General features: G+C 68.3%; 17 protein-coding genes and 1 pseudogene. 9 read left to right on the top strand and 9 right to left on the bottom strand.

The features are described from left to right. Positions 1 to 156: 156 nt before the first annotated feature. Positions 157 to 1,974, bottom strand: coding sequence for a translational GTPase TypA (gene typA / locus GPA22_RS21045; RefSeq protein WP_169258032.1), 1,818 nt, complete (start codon positions 1,972 to 1,974; stop codon positions 157 to 159). 188 nt (positions 1,975 to 2,162) lie between these two features. On the opposite strand from typA, the gene GPA22_RS21040 reads away from it, so the two are divergent. Beyond that, positions 2,163 to 2,903 (top strand): S-methyl-5'-thioinosine phosphorylase, encoded by a 741-nt coding sequence (locus GPA22_RS21040; RefSeq protein WP_169258031.1) that lies wholly within the window; start codon positions 2,163 to 2,165, stop codon positions 2,901 to 2,903. Between the two features lie 37 nt (positions 2,904 to 2,940). Here the strand turns inward: GPA22_RS21040 and GPA22_RS21035 are convergent, their stop codons facing one another. From GPA22_RS21035 to GPA22_RS21020, 4 genes are read right to left on the bottom strand one after another with little or no spacing between them, the layout of a single operon-like run. Then, positions 2,941 to 3,414, bottom strand: coding sequence for a YbhB/YbcL family Raf kinase inhibitor-like protein (locus GPA22_RS21035; RefSeq protein WP_169258030.1), 474 nt, complete (start codon positions 3,412 to 3,414; stop codon positions 2,941 to 2,943). 28 nt (positions 3,415 to 3,442) lie between these two features. Continuing rightward, positions 3,443 to 4,801 carry a nicotinate phosphoribosyltransferase gene (locus GPA22_RS21030; protein ID WP_169258029.1) on the bottom strand — a complete coding sequence of 453 codons (1,359 nt, stop codon included), beginning with the start codon at positions 4,799 to 4,801 and terminating at the stop codon, positions 3,443 to 3,445. Beyond that, positions 4,798 to 5,403, bottom strand: a complete 606-nt coding sequence (locus GPA22_RS21025) for an isochorismatase family protein (RefSeq protein ID WP_169258028.1) — start codon at positions 5,401 to 5,403, stop codon at positions 4,798 to 4,800. The genes GPA22_RS21030 and GPA22_RS21025 overlap by 4 nt, the downstream gene beginning before the upstream one ends. 26 nt (positions 5,404 to 5,429) lie before the next feature. After that, positions 5,430 to 7,877, bottom strand: coding sequence for a Lon protease family protein (locus tag GPA22_RS21020; protein WP_169258027.1), 2,448 nt, complete (start codon positions 7,875 to 7,877; stop codon positions 5,430 to 5,432). 208 nt (positions 7,878 to 8,085) lie between these two features. On the opposite strand from GPA22_RS21020, the gene sufB reads away from it, so the two are divergent. The 7 genes from sufB to GPA22_RS20985 are packed head-to-tail and all read left to right on the top strand — an operon-like array spanning position 8,086 to position 14,171. Then, on the top strand, positions 8,086 to 9,534 hold the full coding sequence (gene sufB, locus GPA22_RS21015; RefSeq protein WP_169258026.1) for a Fe-S cluster assembly protein SufB: 1,449 nt from the start codon (positions 8,086 to 8,088) through the stop codon (positions 9,532 to 9,534). Between the two features lie 9 nt (positions 9,535 to 9,543). Next, entirely contained in the window at positions 9,544 to 10,326 is a 783-nt protein-coding gene (gene sufC, locus GPA22_RS21010) for a Fe-S cluster assembly ATPase SufC (RefSeq protein WP_169258025.1), read from the top strand. After that, positions 10,323 to 11,642 carry a Fe-S cluster assembly protein SufD gene (sufD, locus tag GPA22_RS21005; RefSeq protein ID WP_169258024.1) on the top strand — a complete coding sequence of 440 codons (1,320 nt, stop codon included), beginning with the start codon at positions 10,323 to 10,325 and terminating at the stop codon, positions 11,640 to 11,642. Before sufC ends, sufD begins: the two co-directional genes overlap by 4 nt. Before the next feature lie 20 nt (positions 11,643 to 11,662). Further along, positions 11,663 to 12,940, top strand: a complete 1,278-nt coding sequence (locus GPA22_RS21000) for a cysteine desulfurase (RefSeq protein ID WP_246264599.1) — start codon at positions 11,663 to 11,665, stop codon at positions 12,938 to 12,940. Continuing rightward, on the top strand, positions 12,933 to 13,439 hold the full coding sequence (gene sufU / locus GPA22_RS20995; protein ID WP_169258023.1) for a Fe-S cluster assembly sulfur transfer protein SufU: 507 nt from the start codon (positions 12,933 to 12,935) through the stop codon (positions 13,437 to 13,439). Before GPA22_RS21000 ends, sufU begins: the two co-directional genes overlap by 8 nt. Then, on the top strand, positions 13,432 to 13,848 hold the full coding sequence (locus GPA22_RS20990) for a DUF59 domain-containing protein (RefSeq protein ID WP_246264597.1): 417 nt from the start codon (positions 13,432 to 13,434) through the stop codon (positions 13,846 to 13,848). Before sufU ends, GPA22_RS20990 begins: the two co-directional genes overlap by 8 nt. After that, positions 13,848 to 14,171 (top strand): non-heme iron oxygenase ferredoxin subunit, encoded by a 324-nt coding sequence (locus tag GPA22_RS20985; protein WP_169258022.1) that lies wholly within the window; start codon positions 13,848 to 13,850, stop codon positions 14,169 to 14,171. Before GPA22_RS20990 ends, GPA22_RS20985 begins: the two co-directional genes overlap by 1 nt. A gap of 19 nt (positions 14,172 to 14,190) precedes the next feature. Here GPA22_RS20985 and GPA22_RS20980 read toward each other — a convergent pair whose 3' ends face one another. From GPA22_RS20980 to GPA22_RS20965, 4 genes are all read right to left on the bottom strand, one after another. After that, positions 14,191 to 16,371, bottom strand: a complete 2,181-nt coding sequence (locus GPA22_RS20980) for a putative bifunctional diguanylate cyclase/phosphodiesterase (RefSeq protein ID WP_169258021.1) — start codon at positions 16,369 to 16,371, stop codon at positions 14,191 to 14,193. A 49-nt stretch (positions 16,372 to 16,420) separates the two neighbouring features. Then, positions 16,421 to 18,574, bottom strand: coding sequence for an HDOD domain-containing protein (locus tag GPA22_RS20975; RefSeq protein WP_169258020.1), 2,154 nt, complete (start codon positions 18,572 to 18,574; stop codon positions 16,421 to 16,423). A 244-nt stretch (positions 18,575 to 18,818) separates the two neighbouring features. After that, the gene (locus GPA22_RS20970; protein ID WP_169258019.1) at positions 18,819 to 19,469 is read right to left on the bottom strand and encodes a phosphoribosyltransferase; all 651 of its coding nucleotides are present in this window, start codon (positions 19,467 to 19,469) and stop codon (positions 18,819 to 18,821) included. Between the two features lie 85 nt (positions 19,470 to 19,554). Continuing rightward, positions 19,555 to 20,451 (bottom strand): TetR/AcrR family transcriptional regulator, encoded by an 897-nt coding sequence (locus tag GPA22_RS20965; protein ID WP_169258018.1) that lies wholly within the window; start codon positions 20,449 to 20,451, stop codon positions 19,555 to 19,557. A gap of 446 nt (positions 20,452 to 20,897) precedes the next feature. Here GPA22_RS20965 and GPA22_RS22860 point away from each other — a divergent pair. Then, a pseudogene (locus GPA22_RS22860) lies at positions 20,898 to 21,010 on the top strand (branched-chain amino acid ABC transporter permease); the annotation flags it as partial.

The raw sequence follows: 21,010 nt of genomic DNA, 5'->3' as shown, positions 1-21,010 counted from the left end.
GTATGGGTCTGGTGTCGCTGCTCGATACGACGCGACGACTCCAGTGTCTTTCATGAACCGCCGTATGCGGAACCGCATGTACGGTGGTGTGAGAGGGCGACGGGGGTGACCCCGTCCCCTACTCGATTCGGCCCCGGCAAGCCGCCGGGGCGCGGCTTACATCGCTTCGGCCTTCGCGGCGCGCTTGCGCTCGTTCTCGGTGAGGTAGCGCTTGCGCAGGCGGATCGACTTCGGCGTGATCTCGACGAGCTCGTCGTCGGCGATGAACTCGATCGCGGATTCCAGCGTGAGCTGGATAGCGGGGATCAGGCGCACGGCTTCGTCGGTGCCCGACGCGCGGACGTTGGTGAGCTGCTTGCCCTTGATCGGGTTCACGACGAGGTCGTTGTCGCGCGAGTGGATGCCGATGATCATGCCTTCGTACACCGGATCGTTGTGCGTCACGAACATGCGGCCGCGGTCCTGCAGCTTCCACAGCGCGTAGGCGACGGCCTGGCCGTCGTCCTGCGAGATCAGCACGCCGTTGCGGCGCTCGCCCATCGCGCCGGCCATCGGGCCGTAATCGTCGAAGACGTGGCTGGCGAGGCCGGTGCCGCGCGTCAGCGTCAGGAATTCGCCCTGGAAGCCGATCAGGCCGCGCGCCGGGATGCGGTATTCGAGGCGCGTGCGGCCCTTGCCGTCAGACTGCATGTCCTGCAGTTCGCCGCGGCGGCGGCCGAGTTCTTCCATCACGCCGCCCTGATGCTCTTCCTCGACGTCGACGGTGAGCATTTCAAAAGGCTCGCACTTCACGCCATCGATCTCGCGGAACACGACGCGCGGACGGCCGACAGCCATCTCGAAGCCCTCGCGGCGCATGTTCTCGAGCAGGATCGTGAGGTGCAGTTCGCCGCGGCCCGAGACTTCGAACACGTCGGAGTCGTTGGTGTAGTTCACGCGCAGTGCGACGTTCTTCAGGAGTTCCTTTTCCAGGCGCTCGCGGATCTGGCGGCTGGTGACGAACTTGCCTTCGCGGCCGGCGAGCGGCGAGGAGTTGACGAGGAAGTTCATCGTCAGCGTCGGCTCGTCCACGGCGATCGGCGTGAGTCCGTCGAGGCTGTCGGGGTCGCAGATCGTGACGCCGATGTTCACCTGATCGATGCCGGAAATCAGCACGATGTCGCCCGCTTCGGCGGATTCGGCCTGGCTGCGCTCGAGGCCCTTGAAGGTCAGGACCTGGCCGATCTTGGCCTTGCCGCGGTTTTCGTCGCCGTACATCACGACGACTTCCTGGTTCGGGCGGATGCGGCCGCGCTTGATGCGGCCGATGCCGAGCTGGCCGATGTAGGTGGAATAATCGAGCGAGCAGATCTGGAGCTGGAGCGGGCCGGCAGCGTCGACTTCGGGCTGCGGCACGTGCTCGAGGATCGCTTCGTACAGCGGCTTCATGTCGGTGCCCGGCGTGGCAGGGTCGAGCATCGCGTAGCCGTTCAGCGCGGAGGCGTAGACGACCGGGAAGTCGAGCTGTTCTTCGGTGGCGCCGAGCTTGTCGAAGAGGTCGAAGGTGTGGTTGATGACCCAGTCGGGGCGGCTGCCCGGGCGGTCGATCTTGTTGATCACGACGATGGGCTTGAGGCCCAGGGCGAGCGCCTTGCGCGTGACGAAGCGGGTCTGCGGCATCGGGCCTTCGACCGCATCGACGAGCAGCAGCACGCCGTCGACCATCGACAGCACGCGCTCGACTTCGCCGCCGAAGTCGGCGTGCCCCGGGGTGTCGATGATGTTGATGTGGGTGTCGCCATACTGGACTGCACAGTTCTTGGCGAGGATGGTGATGCCGCGCTCCTTTTCCAGGTCGTTCGAGTCCATCACGCGTTCGGAGACCTGCTGGTTCTCGCGGAAGGTGCCGGATTGGCGCAGGAGCTGGTCGACGAGCGTGGTCTTGCCGTGGTCGACGTGGGCGATGATGGCGATGTTGCGGATGGAGCGGGACATGTGGGGCCGGGAAGTCTTTGAAAAGTTTTTAATTTTAGCACGCGCTGTGGCATCGCAGCATGGGGCGTCGCGCGATTGCGCGCGCTGTCGCAACGCCGCGGATGTGGCGGACGCTTCCGGCCCGGCGGCGGGGGCCGTGGCGTGGCTGCGTGCTAGAATCGGCGCCGTTTTCCAAGGAGACAGGCTTCATGCTCGCGATCATCGGCGGGACCGGACTCACCCAGCTTTCGACGCTCGAAATCACCCGCCGTGAGGTTGCGCGTACGCCCTACGGCGAACCGTCGGGGGCGCTCACGTTCGGCAAGCTGGCGGAGAAGCCGGTGGTGTTTCTCGCGCGGCACGGCTACGGACACACGATCCCGCCGCATCAGGTGAACTACCGTGCGAACATCTGGGCGCTGAAAGAGGCGAAGGTCACGGCGATCGTGTCGGTCGCGTCGGTCGGCGGCATCCGGCCGGAGTTCGGGCCGGGCGCGATGGTGATGCCGAACCAGATCATCGATTACACGTGGGGCCGCAAGAGCACCTATTTCGACGGGGGCGAGTCCGCGGTGCATCACATCGATTTCACCCACCCCTACGACGAGCCCTTGCGCCAGCGCATCCTGGCGGCGGCGGCCGTGGTCGGCGAGGCGATGTACGACGGCGGCGTGTATGCGGCAACCCAGGGGCCGCGGCTCGAGACGGCGGCGGAAATCAACCGCCTGGAGGGCGACGGCGCGGACCTGGTGGGCATGACCGGCATGCCCGAGGCTGCGCTTGCGCGCGAGCTGAACCTGCCGTACGCGGCGATCAACGTCGTCGCGAACTTTGCCGCGGGCCGCGGGGCGAGCGAGACCGGGATTCAGTTCAGCAGCATCGAGGTGGTGCTGCAGGAAGCCATGGTGCGGGTGCGGCGCGTTCTCGAAGAGGTCTGCCGCACCTTCTGAGCGTCGTCGGGGCCGCGGCGTGCGGTCCGCCCATGTCTTAGTGACGCTCGAAGGTGCCGATGAGTTCGGTCTGCGTGAGGATGTGGCCGCGCATCGCGGCTTCCAGGCCGGACTTGGTGGCGGGCGCGAGTGCCGGCAGCACGACGTCCAGCGCATAGAGCTTGTGGAAGTAGCGGTGGCGGCCGATCGGCGGGCAGGGGCCGCCGTAGCCGGTACGTTTCCAGTCGTTCAGGCCTTCGAGCGTGCCCGCGGGCAGTGCGGCCGGCGCGATGCCTTCGGGCAGGCCCGCGGCGTGCGCGGGGATGTTGTACAGCACCCAGTGCACCCAGGTCATCTTCGGTGCGGCGGGATCGGGGGCGTCGGGGTCGTCGACGATCAGCGCGAGGCTGCGGGTGGCCGCGGGAAGGCCGTTCCACGCGAGCGGCGGCGACACGTTGCGGCCGTCGCAGGTGTAGGCGGCGGGGATCGCGTGGCCATGTTCGAAAGCGGTCGACATCAGCGTCAGGGGCATCTTCGGGTCCTCCGGTCGGTCGCCGGCATCAGTAGGTTGCCGGGGAGCTTGCTTCCTGCCTCCGGTCCACGGCGTCGGCCAGTTCGCGCAGGGAGGCCGACACGGTGACGGGAGGTGCTTCGGCGGGCGCAATCTCCCGCAGGGCGGGGGGCAGCGCCGCGAGGTTGGCGGCGGCGTGGGCGCGCACGGCGGCGAGGGGCGGTGACGCCGCGAGGCGCCGGCCGGCCCGCATCGCGGGGGCGAGCAGGGCTTCGCCCTCGGCCCTGTCCTCCAGCAGCGTGAGGAGGTCGCCCGCAAGGCAGCCGGCGGTGTCGCGCCGCCGATAGACCTGCTTGCGCCCGGGCCAGGTCGCCTTGCCTTCCGAACGCTTGCGGCGCGGCTGTCCATCGTATTCCTGCAGCTTGTAGGCGCAGTCGAGCCAGGGCTGGTCGGCCGAGGTGTTCATGCGCGTGCCGACGCCGAAGCCGTCGATCGGTGCGCCGGCGGCGACGAGATCGTGCACGGCGTATTCGTCGAGGTTGCCGCTGACGAAGATGCGCACCGTCGGCAGGCCCTCGCCGTCGAGGATGGCGCGCACGCGGCGGGCGTGTTCGGCGAGGTCGCCGCTGTCGATGCGCACGGCCTGGATCGCGATGCCGTCGCGCGCGAGGCGGGCGGCGAGGCCCGCGAGCTTTCGGGCGGCGGATTCGGTGTCGTAGGTGTCGATGAGCATCGTGTTCGCCATGGGCTGCGAGCGGGCGAAATGCTCGAAGGCGGCGGCTTCGTCGTCGTGGGCCTGGATGAAGGAGTGGGCCATCGTGCCGTACAGCGGGATGCCCCAGCGCATGCCGGCCTCGACCGTCGCCGTGCCGTCGAATCCGGCGAGGTAGCTGGCGCGGGCGGACAGCAGCCCGGCCTCGGCGCCGTGGGCGCGGCGCAGGCCGAAATCGACGAGCAGGCGGCCGTGCGCGGCGAGCGTGCAGCGCGCGGCCTTGGAGGCGGCCATCGTCTGGAACTGCAGCAGGTTGATGATGCGCGTCTCGACGAGCTGGGCCTGCGGCAGCGGGGCGGTGACGCGCAGGATGGGTTCGTCGGCGAAGAACACCGTGCCTTCGGGCATCGCGTCGATGTCGCCGGTGAAGCACAGCGTCGCGAGCCAGTCGATGAAGCGGCGGTGGAAGCGGCCGCTGCCCGCGAGCCACTCGAGTTCGGCGTCGGAGAAGCGCAGGGCCTCGAGATAGTCGAGCACCTGCTCGATGCCGGCGGCGACGAGGAAGTTGCGCTGCTGCGGCAGCCGCCGCACGAAGAATTCGAAGGACGCCGTCTTCGTCATGCCGCCGTCGAAGTAGGCCTGCAGCATGGTGAGCTGGTACAGGTCGGTGAGCAGGGCGGATGTGGAGGCGGTCATGCGGGATCCCTGATGTCGCCGGAGGTGAGGGGGCGGGCGCCGCGGCGCGTCATCTCGTCGATGGCACGTTCGCCGTCGCCGGGCGCGACGTCCACGGCGCGGATCGCATCGGTGAGGAGGGTCACCGCATAGCCGAGCGCGAGGCCGTCGCGCACGGTGTTGAGCACGCAGTAGTCGGTCGCGAGGCCGCCGACGAAGAGGCGCCGCACACCGGCATCGCGCAGGCGGGCGTGAAGATCGGTGCCCTCGAAGCCCGAGTAGGCGTCGCGGTCCGCGGCGTCGGCCTTGGAGATCACGACGGCCGACGCGGACAGCGCAAGTCCCGCGGCGAAGGCCGCGCCGGGCGTGCCGGCGACGCAATGCGGGGGCCACGGGCCGCCGCGCTCGCGGAAGGAGCAATGCTCCGGCGGGTGCCAGTCGCGGGTGGCGACGACGGGGAGGTCGAGGCGCGCGAAGCGGGCGATCAGTGCGTTGAGCAGCGGCACGACCTCGTCACCCGCAGGCACCGCGAGGGTGCCGCCGGGGAGGAAGTCGTTCTGCACGTCCACGATGATCAGGGCGTCGCCGGGCTGCAGGGTGTTCAGAGCGGCGGGACTTTCCATCGCGCGCCTCCGGTTTGTCTGCCTACTTACTTTAGACCGTCATTCGGCTCCCGGGTCCGCGTCGCCTTGCCGTTGCCCTTCGCGCCGCGCTTGCCGTTGGCGAATTCCTTGCGCAGGGCGATGAGTTCGTCGATGCGCGCTTCGATGCGCTGGTTGACGCTGCCTTCGGGGTAGGTGCCTTTCGCGTCGGCTTCGCCGGCGGCGACGCCGGTGAGGTGCGTGATCGCCTCGTCGACGGTGGCGACGGCGTAGATGCGGAAACGCCCGGCCGCGGCGGCCTGCACGATGTCGTCGCGCAGCATCAGGTGCTTGACGTTGGACTGCGGGATCAGCACGCCCTGTTCGCCGGTGAGGCCACGCGCCTTGCAGATGTCGAAGAAGCCCTCGATCTTCTCGTTGACGCCGCCGATTGCCTGGACCTTGCCGTGCTGGTTGATCGAGCCGGTGATCGCCAGCGACTGGAGGATGGGCAGGCCGGAGAGCGCCGAGAGCAGCGCGCACAGTTCGGCGAGCGAGGCGCTGTCGCCTTCGACCGGGCCGTAGGATTGCTCGAACACGAGGCTCGCCGACAGCGACAGGGGGCGGTTCGGCGCGTAGCGCGAGGCGAGGAAGGCGGACAGGATCATCACGCCCTTGGTGTGGATGGCCCGCCCGAGCTCGGCCTTGCGCTCGATGTCGATGACGTCGCCGTCGCCGAGGCGGGCGGTGGCGGTGATGCGCGTGGGGCGGCCGAAGCGGAAGTCGCCGAGGTCGATGACGGCGAGGCCGTTGATCTGGCCGACTTCGGCGCCGGTCGTGGAGATCAGCAGCGTGTCGCGCAGCACGGCGTCGTGCACGGCGTCGCGCAGGCGGTCGGCGCGCTCGATGCGGGCGGCGAGCGCGGCTTCGATGTCCGCGCGCCGCATCGCGCGCTGCCCGGCCGCGCGTGCGACGTGGTCCGCTTCGCGCAGCAGGTCGGCGAGTTCGCGGGTGCGTGTCGACAGCTTGCCTGCGTCCTCGGCAAGGCGCGCGGCGTATTCGACGAGGCGACCGGCCGCGTCGCGGTCGAGCGGCAGCAGGCCCTGCTGGCGGGCGAGCGCCGCGGCCTTGCGCAGGTAGTGGCGCGTGTTGTCGGGCGTGCGCTCGACCACGTCCTCGAAATCGGCGCCGATCTTGAAGAGTTCGTCGAACTCGGGATCGAGCGCCTTCAGCAGGTAGTAGTGGCGGCGCAGGCCGACGAGGACCACCTTGACCGAGAGCGGGATGGGTTCCGGTTCGAGCGGCAGCGAACCGACCCAGCCGAACACCTGGGCGAGCGACTCGATGCGCACCTGCCCGGACTTGAGCGAGCGCTTCAGCCCTTCCCAGGCGTAGGCCTGGGTCAGGACCTTTTCGGCGTCGAGGATCAGGTAGCCGCCGTTGGCGCGATGCAGGGCGCCGCCGCGGATGAGGGTGAAGTTGGTGACCAGGGTGCCCATGTGGGCGACCTGATCGACGCGGCCGACGAGGTTGGGAAAGGTCGGGTGATCCTCGAACACGATCGGTGCGGTGCTGCGTCCGTCCTGGTCGACGAGCAGATTGACCTGGTAGCGCTGTGCCGAGATGCCGCCTTCGCCGGGGCCGGACGAATCGCTCTTGCCCGCCTGTTCGCGCAGCTCCTGGCCGACCTCGACGACGTCGCGCAGGACCTTGTCGAGGAAGGTCTGGATCGCGGGCAGGTCGGCGTGGCGCTCCTTCAGCTCCTCGATCAGATGGCCGACCGCGAGCTCGAGCGTCTCGCGGCTGGCTTCGCGCATGCGTGCCTGCATCTCGCGGCGCTGGCGGGGGAACTGCTGCAGCAGCTTGTGCAGTTTTTCGCGCAGCTCCGCGATGAGCTTGCCGATGCGCTCGCGCTCTTCCTCTGGCAGCGCGTTGAACGCTTCCGGGTCCAGCGTTTCATCGCCCTTCATCGGCACGAAGGCGAAACCCTGCGGGGTGCGCAGGAAGGCAATGCCCATTTCGCCCGCCTCGTCGCCCAGCGCGCGCAACATGCTCTCTTCGCGCTGCTTGTACTCCTCCTGGATCGCCTCGGTGCGCGCACGGTATTCGTCGCTGTCGAAGCCGGCGGCAATCGCCTGGCCCAGTTCGGAGACGAACTGCTGCATGTCGTCGCGCAGCTGCGCGCCGCGGCCGGCGGGCAGCTGCAGCGAATGGGGATGGTTCGGTTCGGCGAAATTGTTGATGTAGACCCAGTCGCCGGGCGACGGCAGCGTGGCGGCGTGGGCTTCCAGCAGGCGGCGGACGGCGGCGTGGCGGCCTCCGCCGGGTTCGCCGAGCACGAACAGGTTGTAGCCGGGGGCGTCGATCTCCAACGCCAGCCGCACGGCCTCGACGGCGCGCTCCTGGCCGAAGATCGCGTCGGATTCGGGGAGGGCTGCGGTGGTATCGAAGTCGAGCAGTTCAGGGGCGCAGCGGGTGCACAGCAGCTGCGGTTCGAGCGGGGGGACTGCGGGCATGGTCACGATCTCCTGCATCCAGATATTCGTTCCGGATTTCCGGTGCTTCACTGATCATTAAACTGGATGAGGCGGCAGTTTGCGAGTCATTTGTTCGGGTGCGGGAAAGACCATGCCAATGGCGTGGGAATGGCCCGGAACGAAACCCCCGCGAGCGGGTCCTAACCACTCAGGATGGCCATGTGTGCCGGCCATGGAGGATCGCAGGATGGGCAAGCGTTCCGTGCAGCTCGACGAACTCATCAGTCAGGAATACCGCCACGGCTTCTACACGCCGCTGGATGTCGATGCCGTGCCGCGCGGCCTGTCGGAAGACGTCATCCGCCTCATTTCGGCGAAGAAGCAGGAGCCCGCCTTCATGCTCGAATGGCGGCTGAAGGCCTTCCGCCACTGGCTCACGATGACGGAGCCGCGGTGGGCGACGGTGCGCCATCCGCCGATCGACTACCAGGACATCGTGTATTACTCGGCGCCGCGCGCGAAGACGGACGGGCCGAAGAGCCTCGACGAGGTGGATCCGGAGCTGCTGCGCACCTACGAGAAGCTCGGTGTGCCGCTCGCCGAGCGCGAACTGCTCGCCGGCGTCGCGGTGGACGCGGTGTTCGACAGCGTGTCGGTCGCGACCACCTTCAAGGAAAAACTGGGCGCGATGGGCATCATCTTCTGCTCGTTTTCCGAGGCGGTGCAGAACCATCCGGACCTCGTGCAGGAGTACCTCGGTTCGGTCGTGCCCTATACCGACAACTTCTTCGCGACGCTCAATTCGGCGGTGTTCTCGGACGGGTCGTTCTGCTACATCCCGCCGGGGGTGCGCTGCCCGATGGAGTTGTCGACTTACTTCCGCATCAACGCGAAGAACACCGGGCAGTTCGAGCGCACGCTGATCATCGCCGACCGCGGTGCCTACGTGAGCTACCTCGAAGGCTGCACGGCGCCGATGCGCGACGAGAACCAGCTGCACGCGGCGGTGGTCGAGCTGATCGCGCGAGAAGGCGCCGAGATCAAGTATTCGACGGTGCAGAACTGGTATCCGGGCGACAAGGACGGCAAGGGCGGCATCTACAACTTCGTGACCAAGCGCGGCGACTGCCGCGAGGCGAATTCGAAGATCTCGTGGACCCAGGTCGAGACCGGTTCGGCGATCACCTGGAAATACCCGAGCGTGATCCTGCGCGGCGACAATTCGGTGGGCGAGTTCCATTCGGTGGCGCTGACGAACCACTGGCAGCAGGCCGATACCGGCACGAAGATGATCCACGTCGGGCGCAACACGCGCAGCACGATCCTGTCGAAAGGCATCTCGGCGGGGCATGGCAGCAACGCCTACCGCGGCCTCGTGAAGGTCGCGAAGAGCGCGGCCGGGGCGCGCAACTACACGCAGTGCGACTCGCTGCTGCTGGGCGACCGCTGCGCCGCGCACACCTTCCCGTACATCGAGGTGAAGAACCCGACCGCGCGCGTCGAGCACGAGGCCTCGACCTCGCGCATCGGCGAGGACCAGCTGTTCTACTGCCAAAGCCGCGGCATTTCGGCCGAGGACGCGGTGTCGCTGATCGTGTCGGGCTTCTGCAAGGAGGTTTTCAGGCAGCTGCCGATGGAGTTCGCCGTCGAGGCGCAGAAGCTCCTCGGCGTGAGCCTGGAGGGGAGCATCGGGTAGGAGGGCACCATGCTGGAAATCCGCAACCTGCACGCCACGGTGGACGACAAGCCGATCCTGCGCGGCGTGGACCTCGACGTGCGGGCGGGCGAGGTGCACGCGATCATGGGGCCGAACGGCTCGGGCAAGAGCACGCTCGCGCACGTGCTGGCGGGGCGCGAAGGCTACGTGGTGACGCAGGGCGAGATCCGCTACCTGGGGCGCGATCTCCTCGCGCTGGCGCCGGAGGATCGCGCGCGCGAAGGCATCTTCCTCGCGTTCCAGTACCCGGTCGAAATTCCCGGCGTCGCGAACATCTACCTGCTGAAGGCGGCGCTGAACGCGCTGCGCCGCCATCGCGGCGAGGCCGAGCTCGATGCGGTGGACTTCCTGTCGCTGGTGAAGGCGAAGCTCAGGCTCATGGAGATGGACGAGGCCCTGCTGTACCGCGCGGTGAATGAAGGTTTTTCGGGCGGCGAGAAGAAGCGCAACGAGGTCCTGCAGATGGCGGTGCTGGAGCCGCGCCTGGCGATCCTCGACGAGACCGATTCGGGCCTCGACATCGACGCGCTGAAGGTCGTCGCGAAGGGCGTGAATGCGATGCGCAGCGCGGCGCGCGCGATGATCCTCGTGACGCACTACCAGCGCCTGCTCGACCACATCCGCCCCGACCGCGTGCATGTGCTCGCGCAGGGGCGGATCGCGCTGTCGGGCGGCCCGGAACTGGCGCAGGAACTGGAAAGCCGCGGTTACGGCTGGGTCGAGGCCGAAGCACGCCAGCCGCAGGCCGGTGTCGCGGGAGGGCAGGCATGAGGATCGGCCCGGATGAACCCTGCGTGCCGGGATTGCTGTCGGCCTACCCGTCGCTGGCGGCGCGGCTCCCGGGGGCCGCGTTGCCGTGGCTGCGGCGCCGGCGCGACGCGGCGATCGAGCGCCTTGCGGCGCGGGGCCTGCCGACGACGCGCGACGAGGACTGGAAATACACCAGCGTTGCCGCGATCGCGCGGCGGGCGTTCGGGGTTGAGTGCGAGGCCGTTGCTCTCGACGAAGTGCGCGCCATGGTGCAGCGCCATGCGATCGGCGGGACGCGCCGGCTGGTGTTCGTCGATGGACGTCTCGTGGCGGGACTGTCGGATGCGGGTCGCCTGCCGGCCGGGGCGAGGGTAGAAAGCCTCGCGACGATTGCCGATGAAGGTGGCGGCGATGCGGAGGAGTGGTTCGCCGACGGCGCCGACGGGGCGGATGGCTTCGGGCTGGCCAACGAGGCGTTGTGGCGCGATGGCGCGTGGATCGATCTGGCGCCGGGCGTCGAACTCGACGCGCCGGTGCATCTGCTGTTCGTCACGACGCGCAGCGATCTCGCGGTGTTTCCGCGCAACCTGATCCGGGTCGGGGCCGGCGCCCGCGCGACGGTCATCGAGCATCACGTCGGGCCGGACGGCGCGGGCTATCTGAGCGATACGGTCACGCGCATCGTGCTCGGTCGCGGTGCGCGCATCGCCCACACGAAATTGCAGCAGGAGGGACGCAAGGGATTCCATGTCGCGGACGTCGCGGCGGAGCAGGGGCAGGACAGCGCCTTCGTGTCGCATGCGTTCGCCTTCGGCGGACAGCTCGCGCGCGCGGCGATTGCGACCCGGCTCGGTGCGGAAGGCTGCGAGGCGCGGCTCTCCGGCCTCTATGTCGGCAGCGCGCGGCAACACATCGACCACCACACCTGCATCGACCACGCCCGTCCGCGCGGCACGAGCCGCGAGCTGTACAAGGGCGTGCTCGACGAGGCGGCGCGGGCGGTGTTCAACGGCCGCGTGATCGTGCGGCCGGATGCGCAGCGCAGCGATGCGCTGCAATCGAACCGGAACCTGCTACTGTCCGAGGAGGCCGAGGTCGACACCAAGCCGCAGCTCGAAATCTGGGCGGACGACGTGAAGTGCGCGCATGGTGCGACGGTCGGTCAGCTCGACGCGGATCAGCTGCATTACCTGCGCGCGCGCGGTATCGGCGAAAGCGACGCGCGGGCACTGCTGATCCGCGCTTTTGCCGCCGACGCGCTGGCCGGAATCGAACACGGTCCGCTGCGGGCGCGGCTCGAATCGCTGCTGCCGGGCGCGCTGCCCGAGGCCGTTTGAGGGGATACAGGAGATCGACGATGCGTGACGACCCGAAGGAACGTGCGGCGCTGGGCAGGGCGGCAGGAACCGGCCCCGCGGGCGACATCGTGCGCCGGCGCGCGGACTTCCCCATCCTCGCGCGCACGGTGAATGACCGTCCGCTGGTCTATCTCGACAACGGCGCGACCAGCCAGAAGCCGCAGTGCGTGATCGACGTCGAGACGCACTACTACGAACACCTCAACGCCAATGTGCACCGCGGCGTGCATCGGCTGAGCCAGGAGGCGACCGACGCTTACGAGGGCGCGCGCGACACCGCGCGGGAATTCCTCAACGCCGTGCAGCGCGAGGAGATCGTGTTCGTGCGCGGCACCACCGAGGCGATCAATCTCGTCGCCAACAGTTTCGGTGCCCGCTTCCGCGCCGGCGACGAGGTCCTCATCACCGGCATGGAGCACCATTCCAACATCGTGCCGTGGCAGCTCGCGTGCGAGCGTAGCGGCGCGGTGCTGAAGGTCGTGCCGGTCGACGACCGCGGCGAGCTGGACATCGAGGCCTTCGGGACGCTGCTGTCGCCGCGCACGCGCATCGTCGCGCTGACGCACGTGTCGAACGCGCTGGGCACGATCAACCCGGTGCGCGAGCTGATCGCGCGGGCGCACGCGCGCGGCGTGCCGGTGCTGCTCGACGGCGCGCAGGCGGTGCCGCATGTGGCGATCGACGTGCAGGCGCTCGATTGCGACTTCTACGCCTTCTCCGGGCACAAGCTCTACGGCCCGACCGGCACCGGGGTGCTGTACGGGCGGCGCGCGCTGCTGGAGGCGATGCCGCCGTGGCAGGGGGGCGGCGACATGATCCGGCAGGTGAGTTTTGCGCATACGACCTACAACGACCTGCCGTACAAATTCGAGGCGGGCACGCCCAACATCGCCGGCGCGATCGCGCTGGCCGAGGCGATGCGCTACGTGCGCGAGGTTGGCTTCGACGCCATCGCGGCGCACGAACACGCCCTGCTGCGCGACGCGACGGAGCGGGCGCAGGCGTTTCCGGGGCTGCGGCTGATCGGCACGGCGCGCGAGAAGGCCGCGATCCTGTCCTTCGTGCTGGAAGACGTGCATGCGCACGATGTCGGCTCCATCCTCGACCACGAGGGGGTCGCGGTGCGTACCGGACACCACTGCGCGATGCCGCTGATGGAGCGCTTCGGCGTTGCGGCGACGGTGCGGGCGTCGTTCGCGCTGTACAACACGCATGAGGACGTCGCCGCCCTGTTCGCCGCGCTGGAGAAGGTGCCGGAGGTGTTCGGCGATGCCTGAGCTGCGCGACCTGTACCAGGAACTCATCATCGACCACGGCCGGCGGCCGCGCAATTACGGCGTGCTCGCGGACGCGAACCACCAGGCCGAGGGCTTCAACCCGCTGTGCGGCGACCGCATCAGGCTGTTCGTGAAGACGCGCGAAGGGGTGATCGAGGACGTGCATTTCGAGGGAACGGGCTGCGCGATCTCCACGGCGTCCGCGTCGCTGATGAGCGAGGCACTGAAGGGCAGGACCGAGGCCGAGGCGCGGGCGCTGTTCGACGGCTTCCACGCGCTGGTCACCGGGCACGAGGGCGCCGCAGGGGCGGGGCCGCCGCTGGGCAAGCTGGAAGTGCTGGCCGGCGTCGCGGAGTTCCCCGCGCGGGTGAAGTGCGCGACGCTCGCGTGGCACACGCTGGTTGCGGCCTTGCACGACCAGCACACGCCGGTCACCACCGAGCGGGATGAGCAACCGGGAACGGAGCCGGCCGCGACGGGACGGACGGCAGATGGATAAGCGGGAGAGGAAGGGCAAGAGGCGCAAGATGGGCATCTTCGACTGGCTGCATCGTGCCGAGCAGGCGAAGGCGAACGAGGTGCAGGCTCCGGCGCCGGAAGGGACGGGCCTGCGTGCCGACGTCATCGCCGCGCTGCGCACCATCTACGACCCGGAAATTCCGGTGAATATCTACGATCTGGGCCTGATCTACGGGCTCGACGTCGACGAGGAATCCGGCAAGGTCGCGGTGCGCATGACGCTTACGGCGCCGGGCTGCCCGGTTGCGGCGAGCTTTCCCGGCACCGTGCAGTGTGTGATCGAGGAGGTGGCCGGCGTCAGCGAGGCGGGCGTCGAACTGGTGTGGGAACCGCGCTGGTCTGCCGCTCGCATGAGCGAGGCCGCGCGCCTGGAACTGGGGTTGCTGTGATGGCCGAGTGGCTGGATGTTGCGCAGGCGGACGATTTCGCCGACGGCACGGTCCGCGTCGTTGCGCTGGAGGACGGGCGCGAAGTGGCGGTGTTCAACGTTGCCGGACGCTTCCTGGCAATCGAGGATCGCTGCAGCCACGAGGACGAGGTCCTGTCGTGGGGTGTCGTCGAGGGCGAGGAGGTGACCTGCCCGCGCCACGGCTCGCGATTTTCGCTGGTGACGGGGGCTGCCCTCACGCCGCCCGCGTGCGAACCGGTCGCGACCTTCGCGGTGCGCGTGGAAGGGGGCGTCGTGCAGGTCGATGCGGCGTCGGCCGGCTGATGCCGACGCGCCGGGGACCTCAGAGCGTTGCCAGTGCCTGCGCCTCGATGTAGCGCTGCACTTCGTCGGCCGGAACCGGGCGGCTGAAGTGGAAGCCCTGCATCACGTCGCAGCCGTGCTGCAGCAGCGCCTCGATCTGGAATGCCGTCTCCACGCCTTCGGCCAGCACGCTCAGGCCGAAGCCGCGCGCGATGCCGACGATCGCGCTGATGACCGGTGACTGGCGGCCGGTGCTGTCGAGATCGCGGACGAAGCTCTGGTCGATCTTGACCGTGTTGACGGGGAAGCGGCGCAGGTAATTCAGCGACGAGTAGCGGGTGCCGAAGTCGTCGATGGAGATGCGCAGGCCGTGCTTGCGCAGTTCCTGCACCTTGGCGATCACGCTCTCCGCGTCGTCCATCAGCAGGTTCTCGGTGATTTCGATCTCGATGCTCTCGGGCGGCACCTGGTGGGTGCGGATCGGCAGGAGGATGCGTTCGACGACGTCCGCGCGGTTGAACTCGAGCGGCGAGATGTTCACCGCAACCTTCAGGTCGGTGAGGCCGCTGCGCCGCCAGCTTGCCTGCTGGCGGCAGGCTTCGTTGAGGACCCAGTCGCTGATCGGGAAGATCAGCCCTTCTTCCTCGGCGAGGGGGATGAAGATGTTGGGGCCCAGCAGGCCGCGCTCCGGATGCTGCCAGCGCACCAGCGCCTCGACACCCGTCACGCGGCCGTGCACCAGGTCGATCTGCGGCTGGTAGTGCAGCGTCAGCTGATTGCTCTCGATGGCGATGCGCAGTTCATTCGAGAGGTCGACGCGTTCGCAGTGGCTGCGGTGCATTTCCGGTGCATAGCGCATGAACCCGTTCTTGCCCTGTGCCTTGACCTGGCACATTGCCATGTCGGCATCGCGCAGCAGGCCGTCGACACTGTCGGCGTCGTCCGGGAAAACGGCCAGGCCGATGCTCGCCGTGCAGCGGAAGTCGCGACCGCCCACGGTGAAGGGGGCGCGCAGCGCGGCAACGATCTTTTCGGCGATGCGCTGCAGCGCCTGTGCGTCGGCGATGTCGGGCAGCAGGATCGTGAATTCGTCGCCGCTCTGGCGCGACATCGTGTCGCCGGCGCGCAGGCATTCGCGCACGCGCCGCGCAAAGCTCTTCAGCAGCTCGTCGCCCTCGATCTGGCCATGCGTGTCGTTCACGAGCTTGAAGCGGTCGAGGTCGAGGTACATCAGCCCGACCAGCTCGCCGCGGCGGCGTGCCTGGCTGATCGCGAGCTTGAGGCGGTCACGGAACAGCGCGCGGTTGGGGAGGCCGGTGAGGAGGTCGTGGTAGGTCTGGTAGCTGATGGTCTCCTCGGCGTGCTTGCGCTCGGTGATGTCGCGCAGGACGCCGGCGGTGCCGATGAAGCGTTTCTCGTCGCCGTCTTCCACCTCCTGCTGGTAGATGCCCTGTGAGCTCAGCATCGCGACGATGGTGCGGTTCTCGAAGGTGCGCACATCGAGATTGCGGCAGCGCAGCCGGATTTCCCGGTTCATGGTCGCGCGCAGGCCGACCCGGCGTTCGGCGAAGGCGCTGCGCGCCTGGTCGAGGTCCATGGGGTGCACGATCAGCGAGTAGTGCTTGCCGATCAGTTCGCCGCGCCGGTAGCCGAGCAGCGTTTCGATGCGGGGATTGAGGAAGACGAAGCGGCCTTCCGGGTCGAGCGTGTAGATGATGTCGGGCGAGTGTTCCACGAGGAAGCGGTGCAGGCGCTCCGACTCTTCGAGGCGGGCCGTCATGCGCGCGTTCTCGCGCTCGAGGTGACGCCGTCTGATGGCCTTGTCGACGGTCCGGATCAGCTCCTCCGGGTTCGCGTGCTTGCGGATGAATTCGCAGGCGCCGCGCCGCAGCGCCAGGATGGCGGAGTCGATGCCGTCGTCGCCGCTGAAGACCACCACGGCGGTGTCGATGCCGGCATCGCCCATCCACGCCATGATCTCGGTGCCATGCATGTCCGGCAGGTGCAGGTCCAGGACCATGACATCGATGTCGGTGCTGCCGAGGCGTGCCATCGCATCCGCACCGTTGGCGCAGGTGAGGATCTCGCGCCCATCTGCGGCGAGCAGGGCGCCGTAGGCCTCGCGAATGCGTGGTTCGTCATCGACGATCAGCACCCGCGCGTGGGTCTGCGCGGGAAGCCCGGCCTTTGCTGCCGAGAACAGGCTCTTGCCAATCTCCATGGAGGTCTCCGAGGCGGGGGTCACGCAGGGTGCCGGCCCGCAAGCATCATCAAATCCGGACACACGGCAGCAGGAGCGAGAGCGTCGTGCCGGCGCCCGCCTTGCTGCGGCATGAAATTCTGCAACCGATCCTGGCGGCGATGCTGCCCACGATGGACAGTCCGTGGCCGCGTTCGGTCTGGCCGTGCGACTGGTCCGGGAAGGACAGGTTGCGGATCGCCTCGTCGGGCATTCCGGCGCCGCTGTCTTCCATGCGGATCTCGACGTGTCGCTTGCCATTCTCCATGACGCCGTCGAGGATCGAGATATCGAAACGGCCGCCTCTTGGCGTCGCCTCGGCGGCGTTCTTCCACAAATTAACAAGAATTTGTTTCAAGCTGTCGGGGTCGCACGCCGCACGGTCGGTGTCCTCGCCGAGGTGTTTCGTGACGGCGATGCCCTTGTCGCCGAACAGCGGCGCCGCGTAGAGCGCGAGCAGCTCGCGCACCAGCGCATTGACGGCCACGGACGCCGGTTCGGCGTCTGTCGGCGGGACCTCGTTCATGCGCCGCACGATGCCGGCCACGCGGTCGATCTCGTCGCGCAGGACGTCGAGTTCGTGCCGGACCTCGCTGTTTTCCGGGAGCTTCTGGTCGAGGATGCGCAGGTAGCTCTTGATGATGCCGAGCGGATTGCCCGCTTCATGCACGACGCGCCGCGCCTGGAGGCGGAAGGCCGCAGCGGCCTCGTCCTCCGCCTGCTTGCGGTAGGAGGTTGCATCCTGCCAGGCCTCGACGCTCATGCCGCCGATGCGGCCGAAGTTCTGCAGCCACGGCGTGCGGCGCTTCAGCCGGGCATGCTCGGCGCGGTCCAGGGCGAACAGCATCACGCCGACGATGCGCCGCTTGCCCACCATCGGCAGGGCGAGGATGCCTTCGCTGCCGAAGGTGCGCGCGAGCTGGCGGTCGAGCAGGGATTCGCGATGGGCCGGGCCTTCGTCGAAGCTGCTGCACACCTCGCGCTCGGCAATGGCACGCGTCGCGAGGCCGACATCGACGCCGCGCGCGATGCGCGTCTGGCGGAAGATGGCTGCCTGCCCGGCGATCGACGTGCCGGTGAGCTCGCCCGACTCGCGGTCGATGAGGAGAAAGCCCATGCGCGGCAGTTCGAACAGGATGCGCGCCGATTCGCGCAGGGCGCCCAGCAGTTCCTCGTCGCTGGTGAGCGTGAACAGGTCCTGCTGCAGCGGATGCATGACCGCCATGTCGCGGATGTGGTCGGCGAGTGCGCGATCCGCTTCCTGGTGGGGGCCAGGGGGGGCGAGCACCGTGACGTTGGGCAGCGTGCGCGCCGGCGACGCGTCGTCGGGCTCGGGCCGCGCCGCGACGCCCATCGCGGTGGCGATCACCTGCACGTGGTCGAGTGCGCGCGCCAGGATCCGGCCCGGATCGAAACCCGCGTCCGCTCCAAGGAGCGTTGTGGCGAGTTCCTCGAACGGAACGAGGTTCTCCACGCCGCGGGCAAGGGCGTCGGCGAACCACACGAGGCGCGGCAGGGACGAAGCGGTCGAGATTTCCGCCGCATCCGCATGGTGGAACAGGATCGCGTCGGCGAGTTCGCTGTCGAGCTTCCACTGGTCCGCCATCCAGGTGCCCACTTCGCCGTGATCGGTCGACAGGCTGCTGCGTTCGAGTTCCAGCAGCTTGTCCTCGGTCCCGGTTTGCGACAGCAGCCATGCGTACTGCTCGCCCAACGCGGACATCAGGAGGAGCTGGCCGACGTCGTGCAGGAGTCCTGCGAGATAGGCTTCGTCGGGCTTGGGATAGCCGGTCGCGACTGCGACCGCGCGGCTCGTTTCGGCGACCAGGAGGGAGTGGCGCCAGAAATCGGTGAGGTCGGCGGCAACGGAGCCCCTGTCGGCGTCGAACAGGCGCTTGACGGCGAGGCTGGTCGCCATCGAGCGGACCATTCGCGTCCCGAGAAGCACGACGCAGGACTTGATGTCGCCCACGGCGGTCTTGCGGTAGTACGCCGCCGAATTGGCCGCGGTCAGGATGCGTGCAGTGAGCCCCGGATCCTGGCTCACGATGGCGGCCAGGTTGTCGACCGTGGATGACTCGTCGTCCACCTGCTGGATCAGGCGGAGCAATACCTGAGGCAAGGGCGGTACGTTTGCGCCTTCGATCGCAGTGGTGACGCTGTGCGGAAGCTGTAGATCGCGCATTGGTCGGATTTCTTCGATCGCCGGGGCCTTTGTCAGTGATGTCCTGCCGACTACCCACCTTGTCCGGCACACGCATGATGTTTCACGGACTGTAAGCGATAGTAACCGAATATGTGCGGTGTACACGTTTTCACGCGATATGAGGGCTTGCTTATTTGCCGGTCGCGTGAAAATTTCACGATCGTTACGTTCGCCGTGTCCGATCTGCGCTGCGGCAGGCACAGGCATCGCCCCGGCGTCCGGGTCATTGCGGCGCGGCGCGCGGAGGCTGGTGGTCGCGCAGCAGGCGCAGCGCCTCTTCATCCTCGACCTGGGTGAAGTCGCCGTAGAAGCCGCTGATGCCGCCGAGCCAGTCCGGTTTCAGGACGCTTTCGACGTGGTCGCAGTGGCGTGCGAGCGTCTCCAGCGTGTCCGGGGGGCCGACCGGCACGGCAACGATCAGCTCGTGCGGCTGCTTGGCGCGGATGACGTGCAGGGCGGCGAGCATCGTCGCGCCGGTCGCCACGCCGTCGTCGGTGACAATGACCGAACGGCCGGCGATCGCGGCGGCGGGCCGCACGGCGCGGAAGCGTTGCTTGCGGCGTTCGATCTCGGCGATCTGGTGCGCCCGCTCCTGCACGAGGTAGTCGTCGTCGATGCCGATCACGGAGTAGGCGAAGCGGGCGAGGTATTCCTCGCCGTCCTCGCCGATCGCGCCGATCGCGAGTTCGGGGTCGTAGCGGGCGCGCAGCTTGCGCGCGAGCACGACGTCGAGTTCCGCACCGAGTTCGCGCGCGAGAACGGCGCCGGTGACGACGCCGCCGCGCGGGATGGCGAGCACGAGCGGATCCTTCAGCGGGCGCCCCTTGAGCCTGGCCGCGAGCTGGCGTGCGGCGTCTTCCCTGTCCTTGAACATGGCCGTCTCCGATCACCCATTTCAGTTATGGCGGATCGCGGCGGAAAGGCAAGGAAACGGGGCATGGGCCCCGCCGGGCGTCGGCTCAGGACGGCGCGACGCCCCGGCGCACCATCTCGACCATCGCGTCGGCGATCTGGCGCGGCGTGCGGCGGCCTTCGCGGTACCACAGATAGACCCAGTTCATGCCGCCGAGGAGGAAGAGGCGCAGCAGCGAGCGATCCGTACCGGGGACGACGGGCAGGGCGGTGACGAGATCGCGGAAGAGCTGTTCGTAGGCTTCGCGTGCGGGCTGGATCTTCGCGAGGAGTTCGTGGTTGCCGATGAGCGCAAGGTTGTGGCCGGTGATGCGTTCGACCGCCGGGCCTTCGATCATCTGCGCGACGTGCACCTCGCAGGCGCGACGCAGGCGCTCCCACGGATCGGAAAGCGCTTCGATTTCCGCCGTGATCGTGCTCATGACGCGCTGCAAGCCTTCGCGATGCACCGCGAGGTAGAGCTCGTCCTTGGACGCGAAGTGGTGGTAGACCGAGCCGGGCAGCAGCCCGACCTTGCGCGCGATGTCGCGGATCGAGCTGCGGTCGTAGCCCTGGTCGGAGAACAGTTCGGCCGCGGCGTTGAGGATGATCTGGCGGCGGTCGAGCGGCTCCTCCTTGTCGCGCGTGCCGTCGCACGGGGCGGACGCGAGCTGGGCGCTGAGCGTGCCGCGTTCGAGGAGCTCGCGCTGGCTGTCGGTGAGTGCGGCAAGCCCTTCGGGGGCCGCGTCGGCGAGCGCCTGCAGGCGCTTGGCGGTCGTTTCCAGCCCGTGCCTCTGCCAGATGTAGCGCACCCCCGAAGCGGAGATCGTCAGGCCGGCGCGGCGCAGGCGTTCGGCGACGGCGGCCTGCCCGAGTTCGGGCTCGTCGTGCGCCAGGCGCAGGATCCCGGCCTCGGTCGGGGAAAGCTGCGGATCGTCGTGGGCGGCTGCCGTGGCGGAAGTCATCAGGGCTGGTGCGAAGGGTGATAGGCGGAAATCATAGCGTGCGGGAGGCTGCGCTGCATTCGTCGCGGGATCGGGGGCGGACTTGCGATGGATGATTGGCACGCGGTGCGGGGTGATTAGACTACTTGAACAAGTGTTTGACAAGTCTGTTTTGGGGCTGTAGCTTGTCCGGGCACCGTCGGGGCATGCCCGCGGGAGCAAAACTCGAGAGCGACCATCGAGGTCGCCACCCGCCGCACCCGCTTCGGGGCGGCCAAGACCGGAGACAATACCAATGACCACCCCCCCTGCCTCAGCCGTGCCCCGGCCCCTCCCGTGCGCGATGTCTTCATCCGGCATGCCGGTGCAGCGTCGATGATGCCCGCCTAGCCGCCGCGGCGCGCGACTTCCTTCCTTTTTCATCTCTTGTGTTTCCGCGTCTCGACGCGGACAGCCGGAGTTCGTCCATGGATTTCCAGATAGCGCTGTTGCTCGCGCAGGACGGCATCACCAACGGTGCGATTTATGCGCTGCTCGCGCTCGCATTGGTGCTGGTGTTTGCCGTGACGCGGGTGATCTT

Origin of the sequence: Aromatoleum toluvorans (assembly GCF_012910905.1) — a bacterium.
In the GTDB taxonomy this organism is placed as follows: Bacteria; Pseudomonadota; Gammaproteobacteria; order Burkholderiales; family Rhodocyclaceae; genus Aromatoleum; species Aromatoleum toluvorans.
Note: the sequence above shows the minus strand (reverse complement) of the source record. Positions and strands in the feature narration are given on the sequence as shown.